Raw genomic sequence first — 14,059 nt, forward strand, 5'->3', positions numbered from 1 at the left:
TTGTAAACTAGGGACAGTTAATAACTAGTAAGGTGCAATGAGGAGGGCCATCATGGAGCGATTACCACTGATCAACACGCAATTTACATTGTTTGGCGGGCATAAAGAAACGGTGCAGCCCGGCTGGCACTGGAAACCCGAAGCACATCTCGCTTTTGAACTGATGTACATCATCGCGGGAACCCAGCGCACGGAGTCCGAAATTGGTGAGCTGGTTGTTCACGCTGGCGAGTTCATCATTATTCCTTATGGCATCCGGCACAATAATTTTGCGATTGGTGAGACCCCGCTGACCTACTTTGCGGTGCACTTTAACCTTGAAGAACCCACGCTTAAATATTTGTTGACTAGACAGTTCTCCAACCGGATCATCAAGGCTGGCGACGAAGCGTACGAGGGGCTGAAACGACACGCATTACAGCTGATTGATCAGTTTCGACCCGAGTATAGTTTGACGGATAAGCTCAACATCCAAGTGACGATGATCAACCTGATTGCGTTTCTGGTCAATATGGTGCAAAAAGACACGCATTTTGACGTCCGCGAAACCAACATCAACCAGTTCTTGTTGTGCCAAAAAATTGCGGGTGACATGAAGAAACAGTTGGATAACCAGATCTATTATGCGAGCGAGCCTACCCATATTTCGGTAGCTAAGATCGTGTCAAAATACAACATTAGCCCAAGCTACGCGCTGGATCTGTTCCGAAAGTTCTACCAAAAATCCCCGCAGGCTTATTTGATCGATTTGAAGCTGGAAGCGGCAAAAAATTTGCTGCGCCAACCGCAAACACAAATCAGTCAAGTAGCAGAAAGATTGGCTTATTCGGATGCCAGTCATTTTAGTAGGGAGTTTAAGAAGCATTTTGGGGTGGCGCCGAGAGCGTGGAGCAGAGCGTGGAGCAAGGCACTTTGAGGGCGGAGTGTAAGCAACTCTGGTCAGAAAAGTCCGGTCCTGACTTTTGTGACCAGAGTTGCTTACACAGGAGCCCTCAGCCTTGCGGAACGCGTTTAGTCCATGTAACAAGGGAGCACAGCTGCCAAAATTACTCAATAAAATCACCCACAAAGTCCAAGTCTGACTTTTGTGACCAGAGCGACTCACACAGGAGCCCTCAGCCTTGCGAAACGCGTTTAGTCCATGTAACAAGGGCGCGCAGTAGCCAAAACTACTTAGCAAAATCACCCCAAAAAGTCCGGGCTAGACTTTTTGCCCAGCGGGACTCACACAGTTAGCCTCGTGCCACGCAAAACGCGTAAAGTCTACACCGCAGAGCGCCCAGTAGCGCCAAACAAAAAATCGCCCACCAACCATCACAACACCCAACAATCATGGTCAGTGGCGCGATTTTGTTTTCCCTAAGCTTGTTGAATCAGTGTCCGAACCACATGACAGGGATTGCCAACGGCCACGACACCTGCTGGGATATCATGCGTCACAACGCTGCCCGCGCCAATGACCGATCCAGCACCAATCGTAACGCCGGGCAAAACGATCACGCCGCCACCAAGCCAGCACTGGTGTTCAATATGGACGGGCAAGGCTCTGGTCCGCACAAAATGTTGTTCCGGATGAGCGTCCCAGTCTGCGTTTAGTCGGTCGTCAACGGTCACAGGATGAGTTGCCGTATAGATCTGCACGTTTGGGCCAATCATGGTCTCATCGTCAATGGTAATTCGATTTGAGTCCATTAAACTGCAGTTCATGTTGACGGAGACTTTATTGCCGATGTAGATGTTAGCCGCCATGTCACACAGAAACGGCGTGCCAATAGTGGCATCATGCCCAATTGCGCCAAGGTATTTTGTCAGTAGTTCGTGGCGAGCCTGACCACTGTCGTAAGCCGTTTGGTTATAGGCGTTTAAAAAGGTGTAGGTTTGAGCCTTATGGGTTTTAAACGTCGCATCATGTGCATCGTACAGGTCACCGTTAAGGCATTTCTCCCATTCTGTTGTCATTTGAAAGACTCCTATCTGTTTACTGAGTATCTTCATTCTACAGCAGGTCGTCTGGTGGTGTGAAATCGGACGGCGGATTGACTGAAAAACTTTAAATAATGGCAAAAATAAATCCAAAATACAGGTAAAGGGATTAAACTAGAGGTATCAAATGACGCGAAAACAGCCAAATGAACTTGTGTCAGGGAGGATATTGAACAATGAAAGCGGCCTATATTAAACAACTTGGCGATGCCAGCAGTATCCAAGTGGGAGAATTACCGGATCCAGAGATTCAGCAAACGGATGTATTGGTGCAGGTGGAAGGCGTGGCGGTCGACCACGTTGACACCTATGTTCGAAGTGGCGCCTACAAAACGGATATTGCGTTTCCCCACGTTATTGGGCGGGATATGGTTGGCCAGGTTATCGCTGTCGGGTCAGCAGTTACGGCGTTTAAACCGGGTGACAGCGTCTGGACGAATGCTATGGGCTACGATGGTCGTCAGGGCGTGACGAGTACCTTGGCAGCAGTGCCGGCAGACCGCCTCGCACCAGTACCGGCCGGCGTTGATCACTTACAGTTAATTGCCTCAGTGCACTCGTCAGCAACCGCAGTAATCATTCTAAACGACGTTATGCAAGCTGAATTTGGGCAATCAGTCCTGATTGAGGGCGCTGCCGGTCACGTTGGTGCCAAGCTGGTCCAGCTCGCAAAACGGATGGGGTTAAACGTTGTCACGACCTCAAACGAACGGGACTTTACCAAGCTGGCTAAATTTGGTAGTCAAGGCACGTTCAACTATCATGAAAATTTTGCGGAAAAGGTGACGGCACTCCTTCCAGCCGGTGTTGATCACATTATTGATACCTCAGGTAATGTTGATTTTCAAACGAACATCAATCTCTTAGCAAGAAATGGCGAAACGACGCTGATCACCGCACCAAAGAGTAATTTGTTTACGTTCAATGTGCGCGATTTCTACATGAATCAAAAGCACGTGAACGGGTTTGTGATCAGTCATGCGTCGCTTGATCAGTTGCAACAGGCAGCTAAGACGATTAACGCAGCGTTTAGCCAGGGCCTGTTATTGGATGATGCGATTTTGATCAAGCACTTTGACGATGCCAAGTGGGCGCATGCGGCGTTGGAGACTGGGCAGGATAAGCAGAACCGAATTGTTTTGGTACCGTGAGCATGAAGGAAAACCGCTGAGACCAGTACGTGTTACGGCGCGGTTGTCTTTAGTGATGGGATTACGGCGTCATTCTATTGTTTTGACTATTAAAACCACCTTGCCAGATTTTGGAGGGTGGTTTTTGTTTTCTGCTTGATTTGGGGTGGTGTGTATTTCTGTTATATGGACTGAACGTGTTCAGCAAGGCACGGGATTAACGTGTAACGGACTTTGACCAAAAAGTCAGGCCCACTCATTGTGGGTTTATTATACAGCGTGATCTAGGCTGCTGTGCTTCGCGGTTATATAGACTAAACGTGTTCAGCAGGGCAAGGGGCGGCCATGTAACGGACTCCGGCAAAAAATCCAGACCCGGGATTTTCTGCCGGAGTCCGTTACATTCTGCCCCTTAACCGCCCTGCTTCACACTCTACATCAAGTCCAACACCCTCTCCACATTCGGTTCAAACAGCCCCTGATCCACTGGTCTTGAACTTGCCGTCATTAAGCCCAAGTGACCGATGATGAATTCTAGGAATAGTGCTGTATTCGCCTTAACCTGGTCTTGATCGGTTGTGATGCCCGTGATTAGTTTTTCTGACAAGTCGTGCAGGGCGGTCATTTGCTCTGCGACTTGCGGATCATCGCCAAACGCTGAGATGCCCCAGACCATGTCATTAAATGAAAGGCCTGATTGTGTAAAACTGACGAATTTAAGTGCCAACTGGATGAGCGCATCTTTGCCAGAATAGGGCAGCAATTCATGGTATAAATAGGTGACGAGATGGCTGACATAGGTGGCCACAACGCCGCCCTTCACATCCGCGATATTGGTGACGTAGCGGTACATGGACTGCGGTTGAATCCCGACGGCTCGTGCTAGACCGTTATACGTCAGGTTGTTAAGTCCCTTTTCCCCAGCGAGGGTCACCGCTTGGTCAAGAATGATCTCACGGGTTAGTTGTCCCTTTTTCAAATGAAAGACCTCCAGAATCTTTTGTCTTGCAAAACTCATGACATAAGTTTATACTACATTCCATGAGTTAAAGATACCATATGAAATTTGATTTGAACACTAAAAACAATGAGATTTAACCCATTAAGGAGGATTTGCTGATGACAATTTTAAAGCGCGATGGTGCTGATTTAAGCTACACGACAACGGGTGAGGGTCCGGTATTGATCTTGATTCCTGGTGCCAACGGTACGGGTAACATTTTTACGCAGGCCGCTGCCTACTTTAAAGAACATTTCACCGTTGTTACGTATGACCGGCGCGGCTTCGGCGACAGTAAGCTAACGCAGGCGTTGCCTGATGAAGCGGCTGACATTCACAGCACGTACCGCTTGAAGACGGATGCGGACGATGTTGCCGCACTGGCAACGACGCTTAGCCCAGACGAGCCCGTTTCCATTATGGGGTCCAGCTCAGGGTCGATCGTCGCGATGGAAACGTTGCAGGACCATCCGGAAATTGTGAAGCAGATTGCCTTCCACGAACCGCCAATCAACAGTTTCCTGCCAACTGCCGATCAGGATCAGGCAGACAACAACGCCATTGTGAAGGCCGCCTTTGATCAGGATATGGGTGCCGCAATGAAGCTGTTTGGCAAGGCGATGAAGATGGGCGAAATGGACGCTAAGATGATGGCGAAGCCGGCCGTTTCATTGGATGGTAACGACGATCCTGCCGTAGCTGGGATGAAGTTCTGGTTCCAGTATGAAATTCGTCAGTACACGAGTCGAAAGATTGATATTGACCAGTTGAAGCAGTACAGTGACCGGATCAGCCTGTTAAACGGGACAGATTCTCGCGGGTCATATCCACAAGATGTTAACCGTTTCTTGGCTAATTATTGGGGTGTCACGATTTATGACATTCCTGGTGGTCACTTGGGTTACGCGCAAAAGCCAGAGGGATTTGCGACGACACTTGAAGCTATTTTCAGATAGGAGAATCATACGATGAGTTTTAACAAAATTGATTTTCACGCACACTACCTGTCACCAGGGTACAAAAAATATTTAAAGGACCAGTTCAATGATATGGGTGACGGTGTGAAAACACCTGAATACACCATTGATACAACGCTGGAAATTATGGACCAAGTCAACATTGACTACTCCTTGATCTCGATTTCATCACCGCACATCAACACGGGTGACCAAAACGGGACGATTGAATTAGCGAGTGAAGTGAACGAATATGCGGCGGAACAACACGCCAAGTATCCGGATAAGATCGGTTTTCTCGCCTCATTACCACTCCCGTATGTCGATGCAAGTATCAAGGCCATCGATAACGCGTACGCAAACGGTGCCACCGGATTCACCTTGCCGACGAACAGTCGCGGTACCTACGTTGGTGACCCGAAGTTAGACGCTATGATGGCGCACTTAAACGAGCGTCACGCGTTGGTTGCACTGCATCCTAATGCCCCAGCTAACCTGGATCCAAACGTTGCCGGACAGATTCCAGCACCGATTGCTGAATTCTTCTTCGACACCACACGGACAGTGCTGAATATGCTGCAAAACCAGATTTTTACCCGCTACCCAGACATTAAATTTATCATCCCACATGCTGGTGCTGTTTTACCAATTATTGCTAACCGGGTGTCATTGGCACAGTCACTGAATCCCGAATTGACGGATACTCAAGTTGACATTAAAACGGCAATGAATGGATTGTACTTTGATGTTGCTGGGATGGTCTTGCCGCAACAGTTACCAGCTCTGTTACAACTGGTTGACCCAGACAAGCTGTTATACGCTTCAGATACGCCTTACACCCCAACGCCAGCTGTGTTGAATTTAGCAGACCAATTGGAAACGACCGGGTTATTGTCTGAAACGATGAAGGCCAAGATCTTTAAAGATAATGGGACAACCTTACTGGACTCGTTGAACACGAAATAAACTGACTTTATTAAAAATGCCGCTTCACTCATTTTGATACTGAGTGAAGCGGCATTTTCTTGTATTTGGGTTCAAGTTAAAGACAACATATCTCGCAACCGCAACTGTCCGACAACGCCACCGTCAATTAAAATATCGGTGCCGGTTAAATAGGCCGGGGCATCAGTGACTAGGTAGGCTAAGAGATCGCCAACTTCCTGCGGGGTGCCAAAGCGTTTGATTGCCGCGTAGTTGACCATTGCGCCAGCGCCCTTATCCTTTTCTAGGCGGCCCATACTGGTATCAAATGAACCAGGGGAAACCGATACAACGTGGGCGCCACGGGAACCGTAAACGGGTGAGATGTGTTCCGTATACCACATGACGAAATTTTTGCTCAATGGATAAGCCATCTGTGCGCGTCTGTTTTTTGGTAACAGCTGACAGCGTTGCAACAGGCGGTGGTAGAGAATCTCGGAGTCCCGGTCAACGGTCTTGTAAGCGTGTTTAGGAATCATCATTTTAGGCAGCATATACCCCGCCATCGACGCGACGTTCACCAGACTAAAATTGTGGTCTGTGAGGTCAATAAATGCTTGGTCGACATTGACGGTTCCAAGCGCGTTGATGGCAATGATCTTTCGATAATCACCCATGCTGGGACTGACACCAGCCGTGTGGATCACGCCGGAAATGTGACCCAGGTTGGCGGCAGTATCAGCCATGTAGGTGACATCCGCCTCCGATGTGATATCACAGACGACAGTTTCAATGGTGGCTGCTTGTCCGGCCAGCGCTGTTTTCGCGTTTGCGAGTGCCGCGCCGTTTAAATCAGCGAGTAGGATGACCGTATTTTCACGGCTGCTTAATTTTCTTGCAGTGGCAAATCCCATGCCGCCAGTGCCGCCGGTAATTACAATGACGTTCGTCATATGAACACCTCCAGTAACGATTTGTTTTCTTGAGCTCATTGTATCACCAGCGATGTAAGCGGTTAATAAAAACGGACTCGTCTCGGCGTATTTTTCCTTGATTCTGTCGTTGAACCAGCTCATGATAAAGGTATTATTATTGGAGGTGCTGACATGTCACAATCATTTACGGGTAATTATGAAACGGATCGGTTTACGATTCAGCTGGACGACGCAATGGGGGAAATCGTTTTGGGAAACGGCGATGCGCAGCCAATCGATGGCTCAGTCAACCTCTTCTTTAAAAAGGGCCAACTAGTTGGCGTGTCTGAGTTGGCAAAGAATCGCAAGTATGACAGGCTAGCCAGCATCACTCCAGGACCCGATGTGCCCTATCAGTACCTCGCACGCATGATTGCGGATGATGCCATTCAAGCGGGAATTAAACTCACGGGCGAAGCGACGACAACCAAGGTGCCAACTAATCAGGTAAAACCAACTAGGGCGTATCTTGATGACCTGCTGCCAGTGTTGACGTTTATGGGACTTAGTTTGGCCAATGCACCAGTAACAAAAAAGGGTGGCAAGCCACGGCACAGTTGGCGTCAGGAAATTGCCATCATGCCGTTTACGGTTGATCATGAAGGGGCTAAAGCAACGGTCTACTGGACGAAACGCAATGCATTGGTCATTAAGGCCGGCGCGCAGATGAAGGCGGAGGCCCCGTTAAATAAGGATGGCTCCCTGGGCTTCTCGGCTAGGTTTACGCAGCAATTGCGTGATGAAAATAAGGCCAGTTTTGATCAGAATTTTGTGACAACGACGGATGTACAGCTTAAAAGCGTCAATGAAGTCGGACTGTTTTTGTACTTTGGTGGCACTAACAGTTGGTTGCAGCTGATTAATGCGGATGGGGAGTCGATTGGGGATTTGACCGTCGCTTAAACGTTCTGAAAAATCGATATCAACCCGCATAAACTCAAAAAAGACGCCGACCGGAATCCTAATTCGGGAATTCCAGACAGCGTTTTTTTATTTTCATATTTTTGCGTCACATCAAAAAATACTTAAGTTAATCCTGATTCGCCAAATTCCCCAACGGCAAGAACGACAACCCGATCCCGGTAAGCAGCACCAGCCCAATCACGATTATTGTCGAAGTAACAGTAACCTGCGCGATACCAAGCCCGATCCAAGACAGAACGAGGGTGAGCACACAGTTACCGCCAATGGCTGTCACAACGGCGTTACTTGGGCGACTTTTCCAGAAATGGCGCGTTGTTCGCGTCATTAGAATGGTGACCATGGCACTGAAAATCAAGTAAATAAAGAGCAGCGTGCTGATTCGTCCCGGTGTAACGCCTGTGACATGCAGCCAAGCGAGAAGACCAAAGCCCACGATCGTCCACCCACTCGCTAAGAGAATGGCGATGCGGCTGAGTTTCTTCAGGTTCCACTGTTCTGGTTGGTGGGAAATGACGGTGTTGTCGGTGCCGAGAACCAGCGTGACCAGGTCGTTTAAAATAGCGACAAGCACCATGGCGTTAAGTGAAAGCGGGATGTTGCCCAACCACAGGTAACCCCAGTGTTAGAAACAACGTGAGTTCAGCAGTTCGCGACAGTTTTGTGATCGCCCAGGTCATCATCCGCTGGTAGACCCGGTGGCCGCTATCAAGAATGTCGACAATGGGGGTCAACCCGGGTGTCATTAACACCATCCGGGCTGATTGTTTTGCCAGGTCGACCGCGTTTTCAACGGCGATGCCAACGTCGGCTTGTTTGAGTGCCGGCGCATCGTTAACACCGTCGCCAGTCATACCGACAATGTAGCCGGCCGATTGAAGTTGTTTTGTAATGGCGAGCTTATTTTCTGGAACGACGTCCGCAATGCCTGCTAGTTGGCCGATATCGGTGGTGTCAGTGATGTCGCTAAAGGATAAAACTTGCCCTGAAAGGCCAACTTCACCAGCAATCGTTGCCGCTGTTGGTTGGTGGTCACCCGTTAACATGATGACCTGAATGCCGCGCTGCTGCAGATCAGCGATGGCCTGTCTACTCGTTGAACGCGGTTGGTCCTGCAGAATATACACACCTAACAACTGGTTATCTGCTAAAACGGCAACCGAACGACCACGAGAGAGTATTTCCCGGGAAATGATCGGTGTATTTTCTGCTTGAGCGCTGAGTACCCGGTAAGCGCCTAACCGCACAGTCTTTGGTGCTTGCCCGTCAACTGTGACGGTAGCTTGAGAGTAGCCAAGACCAGGTGTAAACGGGACGTACTTAGTGACCTGTGAAGCGGGCGATGCGGTCTTAGCAGCGGCATTTTGAATGGCCGTGTCAACAACGCTGGGATGCCGTTCATCAGTGGCACCCACTGCGAGCGCAAGGACCTCGTCATCCGTGAGTGTGCTGGTGTTTTGAAAGGCGACAACACTCGGTTTATTGGCCGTGATCGTCCCAGTCTTGTCGACTAAGAGCAAGTTTAAATTAGCTGCTTCCTGAATCCCGGTCAGGTCGCTGACCAAAACGTGATGCTGACTTAACACCTTGGCTTCGACGGCGTTAGCGACGGCAAAACTTGAGGGCATGGCAATTGGAATCGTCGCAATAAACAACATGGCTAAAAATGGCAGCAACGCAATCAAATTTTCACCGCGAATCACGGCGGCAATGATTAAAATGACTGCTAGAACGCTATCAAGAATCGCGAGATAACCGATGATTTTACCGAGTAACTGTTGGAGGTGGCCGTTGGGCGAAGCCTGTTTGACCAGGCTGATCGTTTTTCCTGTTCGGCTGGCCGCTCCCGTTGCGGTCACACGCGCTAAGCTTTGACCATGAACGACCTCGGTGCCAGCAAAGACAATGCTATCGACGGGGTGAGTCACAGCCGCTGTCTCGCCTGAAATGGTACTTTCGTCAAGTGAGAGGGTGGCCGTTAGCACTTGAACATCGGCTGGCAGCAGGTCTCCCGGTTGAAGGCTGATCAGGTCACCAACGACTAAGTCGCGTGCCGAAAGGGTTTGCCAACGATTATCGCGATTGACGGCAACGGTGACGGTGAGGTCATGGGAGAGCTCATGAAGGACGCGGCTCGCACGACCTTCTTGAATGGCACCATTCAGCGCAGCAAAACCTAACATTAGGGCGATAAACCCCGCCTGCAGGTCCTTGCCTAAAACGATTTCGAGGATCAGGGCAGCTTCCAGGATCCAGGCGGACGGTTCCCACAGGCGTTTCATCGTGGCTTTAAAAAAGCTGAATTGCGGTTCTGGCACCTCGTTGGGGCCTGCATCAGCAAGGCGTTTAGCTGCTTCCGTGCTGGTTAATCCGGTCAGTGTGGTCATTGCAATCACCTCTTCAATAGAATTCACTGTCACTTGCTAGGTGACACTATGTAGCCCCGAAGCAAACTGCTCCGGGATGTGTTGCGTTAGTCAAACGAAACATCGTCAGGGAAGTGCGCTAATCGCGTGCTGTCTTCGCCCAATTCTTCTTCGATCCGTAACAGTTGGTTGTACTTTTCAACCCGTTCAGACCGGGCAGGGGCACCGGACTTCAGTTGGGCGGCGTTTGTTGCCACCGTGAAGTCAGCAACGAAGGTGTCGCCAGTCTCACCAGAACGGTGTGACATCATGGTTGTGTAGCCGTTTTTACGGGCTAACCGAATGGCTTCAAGAGTTTCAGTGACGGTTCCAATCTGGTTGAGCTTGATCAGGATCGAGTTGGCCATTCCCTTTGAAATGGCATCACGAATCAATGCAGGATTGGTGCAGACGGGATCGTCAGCAACGATTTGAACCTGCTTGCCGTATTTTTGTGTAAAGGTTGCAAAGTTGTCCCAGTCGTCTTCAGAGTAGGGGTCTTCAATTGAAATAATTTCTGGGAAGGTCTTTAAAAGATTCGCATAGTAGTCGCTTAATTCGGCTGGTGTGTAGGTCTTGTCTTCGAAATCGTAGTTCTTGGTGTTCTTGTTGTAGAAGTAGGATGCGGCGGCATCAAACGCAATGGTGATTTCCTTACCAGGTGTGTAGCCAGCTTGTTCAATGGCTTCGTGCAGCATCTGCAGGGCTTCTTCAGAGGAGTTCAGGTCGGGCGCAAACCCACCTTCGTCCCCAAGACCAGTTTGATAGCCAGCCTTTTCGATAACCTTCTTCAACGTGTGATACGTATTGGCGATTTTTTCAAACCCGTCGCGGAAGCTGGTCCGTTCAACGGGGGTGATCATGAATTCTTGGATATCGATGCCGTTGTCAGCGTGTTCGCCACCGTTGATGACGTTGTGGAACGTTTGCGGCAGTTCCAAGTCGGTCCCGCCAAGGTAGCGGTACAGTGGTTGATGGGTGGCAATGGCTGCCGCCCGTGCCGTCGCCATTGAAACACCGAGGATGGCGTTGGCACCAAGCCGGGCTTTGTTTGGGGTGCCGTCAAGGGCAATCATCAGTTGGTCGATGTGGCCTTGATTGAATGGATCAGCGCCCTTTAATGCGGCGTTGATTTCAGTATTGACGTTGTTAACGGCCTTGCTGACGCCCTTACCCATGAGTCGGGTGCCGCCGTCACGTAATTCAACGGCTTCTTTTTCACCGGTAGACGCACCAGATGGTACCTCGGCACGGCCAAGTGTCCCGTCGGATAAAATGACATCGGCTTCGACTGTGGGGTTCCCTCTGGAATCAAAAATTTCGCGTGCTTTTACTTGTTCAATGACAACTGTCATGATAATTCTCCCTTCAAAATGCATGTCCCTAACAAAAAAGATGACGTCTATTACAGAAGTCACCGGGGGCTTCCGTCCGGGGGCTTCCGTAATAGACGTCATCAAATTAGGTTCAATTATTTACGGCGAACGTCATCGCCTGTTATTATTTTTACAAACACAGCGTACACCATTTTTATTTGAAAAACAATGTAAATGTATGAAAAATTCTGGATGACTTTCATAACCGCTTTCAGCCTGTTAAGATGAAGTATTAGCAACAGCAAGGAGTGGTTATGACGAATAAGAGAGTGCTTTTTGATTTAGATGGGACGATCATCAATTCGGAGCAGGGCATAGTAAACGCAATCAAGTATGCTGTTCATCAACTGAACCGGCCAACCATGGACGACGCAACGCTGCGACGGTTCATTGGGCCGTCGCTCGTGCAGGGCTTCCAAGACATTGCCGGCTACTCGCACGCAGTTGCATTAGAAGCAACAGAGGCCTATCGCGAGTACTACCGCGATGGGCGGGCTCTTTGAAGATGAAGTTTACGCGCACGTTCCTGAGGCCCTCGCCCAGCTGCAACGCGATCACGACCTCTACATTGCAACGGCGAAACCCGAATCATTTGCAGCGCAGATTATTGATCATTTCCACCTAAACAGCTATTTTAAGGGTGTTTATGGCGCCACATTTGACGAAACACGCGTGAAGAAGGCAGCAATTATTGAGTACGCTCTTAATGATATTGGGGCAACAGGACAGCGGCAAGCCATCATGGTGGGTGATCGGGACAGCGACATTCTTGGCGGCCATGCCAATGCACTGACCAGTATTGGGGTCACGTATGGATTTGGCAGTCTGGCTGAGCTCCAAGCTGCACAGGCTGAACAGATCGTTGCCACACCTGAAGCGCTACCGGCTGCGGTGGCGGCATTGGATGCAGACTAGAACGCACAATAACGGGATAAAATGGCTATAAAAAAGTCACGGTCAAACACTGATCGTGACTTTTTGCGTTGTGCTACTTTTGGTGCGCTAAGGCAATTTGCCCGATCGTAAACGGCACGCTGCGTTCAAAAGGCGTTTCAATGAGGTCACCAAAGGCTTCTTGGTATTTGCGCCCATCCAAGATGACGGGCTTTTTTGTGAGATAGTACATCTCTACAATTTCTTTGAGGTCGGCATCAAACAGCCCTAAAAGGCGTAGCACCGGTTTTGTGAGGGTGAACAACGGTTTGTGATCTCCCGAAGCATCACTCGCGAGTTTAATCAGCCGGTCACCAGTGATCTGCTGACCGGGAATGTTCCAAATCCCAGTAAAGTTGGTTTTACTCAATGCCACATTTAAAATCATTTCAGCGGCATCTGGCAGGAAGACGTATTCTCGCGAGACACTGCGGCTGCCAATGTAAAACGTGGGTTTGCAGGCGGCGATGCCCATCATTGTTAACCCGAGATAGCTGCTGGCTTGGGTGCTGGGTCCAAAATAGTCGGGTAGCCGAATTAGGCAGGTGGGCACGCTGTGAAAGGTGTCACTGAAAAGGTATTGGGTGAGTTGTGCTTTGATCTGTCCCTTTTTAGAAATGGGGCGCAACGGGGCCGTTTCCGAGACGGGGTGACCAGTGCTGGCACCATAAGCGTAGATGCCGTCAACGTAAACTACCCGGACACCTAATTGCTTCGCCGCTGTCATGACGCTTTCAGCTAAGGGTAACTGGCGCGCCACGGTCTCGTGATAGGGCACGGCGGCACACTGAATAATGAGGTCTGCTTCGGCACCAGCAGTCACGATACTGGCGACATCAAAGACGTCTCCCTGGGCGTACGACACGTGTGACGGGAAGTGGGCGCGTAATTTTGTGAGTGATCGACCGAATACGGTCACAGTTAAATCACGTGCGAGACAGGCATCGACAATTGCAGTCCCGGTGCCGCCCGTCGCACCTAGAACAAGAACGTTTTGGATCATGATGAGGCCCCCTGATCTTGCCAGTCAAGAATGGCAATAGCTTGCGAACAACTGTAATACTTTGATTGGCCAGTGGTTTTAAACTCAATCACGGGTTCGTCACGGTTAAAATGGGGCGCGATGGTTTCATCAAAACAGGCCTGCCAGTCGGTTGTATCGTCATCAGCTTGCCGAGCAGTTAACAGGTCTTCTGGTCGGTCCCAGATAATCAATTTATCAGCGAGATCATGTGCAGTCATGTAGGCTTCAACTGTGGGCAATTGCGCCCGTTCCCGGTTAACCAATGACCGCGACATCATCAAGGTTTGCAGTTCAGCAAGGTCGTCATCAGTCGCATAGCTGCGGATAAATACCCGAGCAGTATTGCGATAGGACATCAGTTTGCGCTGTTCCTTGTGTTTCGCATTGTATTTTTGTTGCGCCTTTTTTTGAGCGACTGTCTGTGCCATCATCA

At 49.6% G+C, this 14,059-nt stretch carries 13 protein-coding genes, 1 pseudogene and 1 riboswitch; of the genes and pseudogenes, 7 read left to right on the plus strand and 7 right to left on the minus strand.

Annotated elements, in window-relative coordinates:
* The first annotated feature begins 52 nt into the window (after positions 1-52).
* Positions 53-916 (plus strand): helix-turn-helix transcriptional regulator, encoded by an 864-nt coding sequence (locus tag AYR61_RS05330; RefSeq protein ID WP_065902007.1) that lies wholly within the window; start codon positions 53-55, stop codon positions 914-916.
* A gap of 443 nt (positions 917-1,359) precedes the next feature.
* Here AYR61_RS05330 and AYR61_RS05335 read toward each other — a convergent pair whose 3' ends face one another.
* Entirely contained in the window at positions 1,360-1,959 is a 600-nt protein-coding gene (locus AYR61_RS05335; protein WP_065902009.1) for a sugar O-acetyltransferase, read from the minus strand.
* 200 nt (positions 1,960-2,159) lie between these two features.
* Between AYR61_RS05335 and AYR61_RS05340 the strand changes: the two genes are divergently transcribed.
* Positions 2,160-3,134, plus strand: coding sequence for a zinc-binding dehydrogenase (locus AYR61_RS05340; protein ID WP_065902011.1), 975 nt, complete (start codon positions 2,160-2,162; stop codon positions 3,132-3,134).
* Between the two features lie 412 nt (positions 3,135-3,546).
* On the opposite strand, the gene AYR61_RS05345 is transcribed toward AYR61_RS05340, so the two are convergent.
* Positions 3,547-4,092, minus strand: coding sequence for a TetR/AcrR family transcriptional regulator (locus AYR61_RS05345; protein ID WP_054707633.1), 546 nt, complete (start codon positions 4,090-4,092; stop codon positions 3,547-3,549).
* A gap of 140 nt (positions 4,093-4,232) precedes the next feature.
* Here AYR61_RS05345 and AYR61_RS05350 point away from each other — a divergent pair, with 140 nt between their 5' ends.
* Both AYR61_RS05350 and AYR61_RS05355 read left to right on the plus strand, forming a co-directional pair.
* Entirely contained in the window at positions 4,233-5,069 is an 837-nt protein-coding gene (locus AYR61_RS05350) for an alpha/beta fold hydrolase (protein WP_065902015.1), read from the plus strand.
* Between the two features lie 12 nt (positions 5,070-5,081).
* Positions 5,082-6,035, plus strand: coding sequence for an amidohydrolase family protein (locus AYR61_RS05355; protein ID WP_065902017.1), 954 nt, complete (start codon positions 5,082-5,084; stop codon positions 6,033-6,035).
* Positions 6,036-6,106: 71 nt separating this feature from the next.
* Here the strand turns inward: AYR61_RS05355 and AYR61_RS05360 are convergent, their stop codons facing one another.
* On the minus strand, positions 6,107-6,946 hold the full coding sequence (locus AYR61_RS05360) for an SDR family oxidoreductase (protein ID WP_065902019.1): 840 nt from the start codon (positions 6,944-6,946) through the stop codon (positions 6,107-6,109).
* A gap of 153 nt (positions 6,947-7,099) precedes the next feature.
* On the opposite strand from AYR61_RS05360, the gene AYR61_RS05365 reads away from it, so the two are divergent.
* Entirely contained in the window at positions 7,100-7,870 is a 771-nt protein-coding gene (locus AYR61_RS05365; RefSeq protein ID WP_065902021.1) for a hypothetical protein, read from the plus strand.
* 127 nt (positions 7,871-7,997) lie between these two features.
* On the opposite strand, the pseudogene AYR61_RS05370 reads toward AYR61_RS05365, so the two are convergent.
* Both AYR61_RS05370 and eno read right to left on the minus strand, forming a co-directional pair.
* Positions 7,998-10,275 (minus strand): annotated as a pseudogene (locus AYR61_RS05370) (HAD-IC family P-type ATPase).
* A gap of 86 nt (positions 10,276-10,361) precedes the next feature.
* Positions 10,362-11,648, minus strand: a complete 1,287-nt coding sequence (gene eno, locus AYR61_RS05375) for a phosphopyruvate hydratase (RefSeq protein ID WP_065902023.1) — start codon at positions 11,646-11,648, stop codon at positions 10,362-10,364.
* 85 nt (positions 11,649-11,733) lie between these two features.
* Positions 11,734-11,797: riboswitch (Fluoride riboswitch) on the minus strand.
* 126 nt (positions 11,798-11,923) lie between these two features.
* On the opposite strand from eno, the gene AYR61_RS15685 reads away from it, so the two are divergent.
* Together AYR61_RS15685 and AYR61_RS15690 are read left to right on the plus strand one after the other, a co-directional pair.
* The gene (locus AYR61_RS15685) at positions 11,924-12,172 is read left to right on the plus strand and encodes an HAD hydrolase-like protein (protein WP_054707613.1); all 249 of its coding nucleotides are present in this window, start codon (positions 11,924-11,926) and stop codon (positions 12,170-12,172) included.
* Complete coding sequence (locus AYR61_RS15690; RefSeq protein ID WP_054707610.1) at positions 12,156-12,584, plus strand: HAD hydrolase-like protein; 429 nt, start codon at positions 12,156-12,158, stop codon at positions 12,582-12,584. The genes AYR61_RS15685 and AYR61_RS15690 overlap by 17 nt, the downstream gene beginning before the upstream one ends.
* A gap of 73 nt (positions 12,585-12,657) precedes the next feature.
* Here the strand turns inward: AYR61_RS15690 and AYR61_RS05385 are convergent, their stop codons facing one another.
* Both AYR61_RS05385 and AYR61_RS05390 read right to left on the minus strand, forming a co-directional pair.
* Positions 12,658-13,605 carry an NAD-dependent epimerase/dehydratase family protein gene (locus AYR61_RS05385; RefSeq protein WP_065928639.1) on the minus strand — a complete coding sequence of 316 codons (948 nt, stop codon included), beginning with the start codon at positions 13,603-13,605 and terminating at the stop codon, positions 12,658-12,660.
* Positions 13,602-14,054 (minus strand): hypothetical protein, encoded by a 453-nt coding sequence (locus AYR61_RS05390; protein WP_065902024.1) that lies wholly within the window; start codon positions 14,052-14,054, stop codon positions 13,602-13,604. The genes AYR61_RS05385 and AYR61_RS05390 overlap by 4 nt, the downstream gene beginning before the upstream one ends.
* Between the last annotated feature and the right edge of the window lie 5 nt (positions 14,055-14,059).

The organism is Secundilactobacillus paracollinoides, assembly GCF_001702155.1.
Classification (GTDB): Bacteria; Bacillota; Bacilli; order Lactobacillales; family Lactobacillaceae; genus Secundilactobacillus; species Secundilactobacillus paracollinoides.

What these genes read in the sequence shown, in the direction of transcription:
- AYR61_RS05335 (WP_065902009.1), bottom strand. Translation starts at nt 1,959, where the DNA reads ATGACAACAGAATGGGAGAAATGCCTTAACGGTGACCTGTACGATGCA.
- AYR61_RS05340 (WP_065902011.1), top strand. Translation starts at nt 2,160, where the DNA reads ATGAAAGCGGCCTATATTAAACAACTTGGCGATGCCAGCAGTATCCAA.
- AYR61_RS05365 (WP_065902021.1), top strand. Translation starts at nt 7,100, where the DNA reads ATGTCACAATCATTTACGGGTAATTATGAAACGGATCGGTTTACGATT.
- AYR61_RS05390 (WP_065902024.1), bottom strand. Translation starts at nt 14,054, where the DNA reads ATGGCACAGACAGTCGCTCAAAAAAAGGCGCAACAAAAATACAATGCG.
- AYR61_RS05385 (WP_065928639.1), bottom strand. Translation starts at nt 13,605, where the DNA reads ATGATCCAAAACGTTCTTGTTCTAGGTGCGACGGGCGGCACCGGGACT.
- AYR61_RS05360 (WP_065902019.1), bottom strand. Translation starts at nt 6,946, where the DNA reads ATGACGAACGTCATTGTAATTACCGGCGGCACTGGCGGCATGGGATTT.
- AYR61_RS05355 (WP_065902017.1), top strand. Translation starts at nt 5,082, where the DNA reads ATGAGTTTTAACAAAATTGATTTTCACGCACACTACCTGTCACCAGGG.
- AYR61_RS05350 (WP_065902015.1), top strand. Translation starts at nt 4,233, where the DNA reads ATGACAATTTTAAAGCGCGATGGTGCTGATTTAAGCTACACGACAACG.
- eno (WP_065902023.1), bottom strand. Translation starts at nt 11,648, where the DNA reads ATGACAGTTGTCATTGAACAAGTAAAAGCACGCGAAATTTTTGATTCC.
- AYR61_RS05330 (WP_065902007.1), top strand. Translation starts at nt 53, where the DNA reads ATGGAGCGATTACCACTGATCAACACGCAATTTACATTGTTTGGCGGG.
- AYR61_RS15685 (WP_054707613.1), top strand. Translation starts at nt 11,924, where the DNA reads ATGACGAATAAGAGAGTGCTTTTTGATTTAGATGGGACGATCATCAAT.
- AYR61_RS15690 (WP_054707610.1), top strand. Translation starts at nt 12,156, where the DNA reads ATGGGCGGGCTCTTTGAAGATGAAGTTTACGCGCACGTTCCTGAGGCC.